2 protein-coding genes and 1 pseudogene are annotated in these 2,358 nt (G+C 71.7%); all 3 read right to left on the reverse strand.

Annotated elements, in window-relative coordinates:
* Positions 1 to 625: pseudogene (locus A5704_RS12960) on the reverse strand (hypothetical protein); the annotation flags it as partial.
* 187 nt (positions 626 to 812) lie between these two features.
* Positions 813 to 1,934, reverse strand: coding sequence for a hypothetical protein (locus A5704_RS12965; protein WP_067749082.1), 1,122 nt, complete (start codon positions 1,932 to 1,934; stop codon positions 813 to 815).
* Positions 1,935 to 2,108: 174 nt separating this feature from the next.
* Positions 2,109 to 2,358, reverse strand: a 250-nt coding sequence (locus A5704_RS29220) for a hypothetical protein (RefSeq protein ID WP_231969083.1), incomplete at its 5' end; no start/stop codon positions are given.

Below are 2,358 nucleotides of genomic sequence, written 5' to 3' on the forward strand. Positions count from 1 at the left end.
TCGTGAACAGCGCCGACGGGTCGATCGCCGACGTCCAGCGCCAGCCGCTGCCGGCCGACGACGAGGCCGCGGTGGCCGCCTCCAGCGCGGGCTTGATCAGCGGGATGTCGATGCCCGAGCCGACTACAAACACGCCGTCCGGCCGTGTCTCCAGCGTCTCCGCGTGAGACACCATGCTGGCCAGCTGGGCCACCGCGGCCTCGTCGTCGGCCGGCAGCGGCTGGCGCTGGACGTCGGCGATCGACCCGTCGGCGCTGTTCACGACCGCCAGAGTGGCGGTGTCCGGCTCGATGTACAGCAGGGCAGTTTGTGAGTAGTTGGTCTGGCTGCCCACCGCTTGCGCGAGGGCGGCCGCGGCCAGGAAGGCCGAGACCAACATCACGTTCTCCACCTTGTGGGCGGCCAGTGCGTCCCGCAGTGCGGCGGCCTCGATCGGGTCCGTGAATGTGACGCCGGTCGATGCCAATTGGTAGCCGCCCTCGGCCGCGCCCTGACGGGTGCCCAGGATCGCGGAGACTACCTGGTTGGCCGCGCTGAGCGTTGCCGCGTCGTCTTCGGGCGGAACGTCGAAATTGTCTTCGTCGACGGTGGCGCCTTCGCCATTCTGGCCTTCGACCAGCACCATTCGGACTGCCGTCGGCGCCATCGACACGCCAAGTACCGTGTCCAAAGCTCCTCCATCGTTCGATTGCTAGCGCTGATGATGAGAACGTGGCCGCCGCACCCCGCGAAAACGCCAGAGGTCACTTAGTCCCCACCGTGTTTTCCCCTAGTGTCCCGATTTTACGCGTGTTCGGCACCCGGCGGGCGGGCTAGGGGACAGGGATGCCGTGGCCGCCCAGGTGCCGATGCAGCCAGTCGTCCCACTGATCGCTGTGGGACGGGCCGGGTCCGGGTTGGGGCGATGCCGGCGGGGGCGGGACGACCGGGACGGATGCCGGCGGCGGGGGCGCCGACGGGGGTGGTGGTGGCGCCTGGACTGCCGGGGCGACGACGTTTTGGGTGATGTCGGGGCGCTGATGCGCGTGGGGCCGGATGTCGAAGGCCAGCGCCAGCGAGAGCGCCAGGACACCGCCGACGAATACCAGGGTCGCGGCGACGACGGCCAGCACCGGCTTCCGGCTGCGCCGATCGCCCCGGTCCGCCGCGGACTCGGCTCCCCGGGCGGCCGCGTCGCCCGCTTCGGCGCTGTACGCGAGCTCGCGCCCGCCCGTCGCGGGTTGTCCTGCGTAGGGCATCGCGATCGTCGACGGCGCCCCCAGGTGGGCGTTGGCCGCCGCCAGCGAGGCGCCGCGGGCCAGCGCCATCTCGGGTTCCTCGGGGGTGGTCACCGACAGCGAGGTCGCCGACTCGAGCGCCGGCTTGATGTACGGGATGTCGACGTCCGAGCCCACCAGGAACAGCCCGTCCGGGCGCGCCCTCATCGATTCGGCGCCCGAGGCCAACGCGGCCAGCTGCGCCAGCGCCGCCCCGTCGCTGCTGGGCAGCGCATGCCGGCGCACGTCGGCGACCGAACCGTCGGCGGTGTCGACGACGGCCAGCGTCGCGGTGCTGGGCTCGACGAACAGCAGCGCGGTGCGCGCGCAGTTGGTGGCACTGCCCGCGGCCTGCGCCAGCGCCGCGGCAGCCATCACGCCGGACACCAGCATGACGTCCTCGATCTTGCGCTCCGCCAACGCATTTCGAAGCGCGGCCGCCTCGGCTTGATCCGTCCACGTCACGCCGCTCGATTTCACCCGATAGCCACCCGCGGCCGCGCTTTCCCGTGTGCCGAGAATCGCGTCGACCACGCGGTCCGCCGCGGCCACCGCCGTTGTCTGATCGGCGAGTTCAAAGCCGTCCTGGTCGACGGTCACTCCGCCGGCAGCTTCGCCTTCGACGAGCACCATGCGGACCGTCTCGGGCGCCATAGACACGCCAAGTACGACGTCCACCGCTCCTCCAAGTCGTCCAAATCGATTGCGTGTCGTGCGGGGACAGCTGTGTTCCCGCCGCGGGGCATCATCGCTTTCCAGAATTGGCCGGACGGATTTTCGACGCGATCACGGCCCCACACCCCGTCGCCACCCTAGCGCGCGAAGTTGGACGCGTCCGGCAGCCGCGAAGCGCTATTTGTGCCCGCCGCCGCCACCGCCGCTGTGGCCACCGCCGCCGCCACCACCGCCGAAGCTGCCGCCACCGCCACCGCTGTGGCCGCCGCCGAAGCCGCCGCCCCCACCGAGTCCGCCGCCACCACCGAGGCCGCCGCACGTGTCGGCCCCGCCACCTGTGCTGCCCCAACCGCCGGTGCACGTCCCCGAACCGCCACAGACCGGCGGCACGGGGCCCCAGTGGCCGCCGCACCAGACTCCGCCCGGG

Origin of the sequence: Mycobacterium sp. E735, from assembly GCF_001666955.1 — a bacterium.
Lineage (GTDB): Bacteria > Actinomycetota > Actinomycetes > Mycobacteriales > Mycobacteriaceae > Mycobacterium.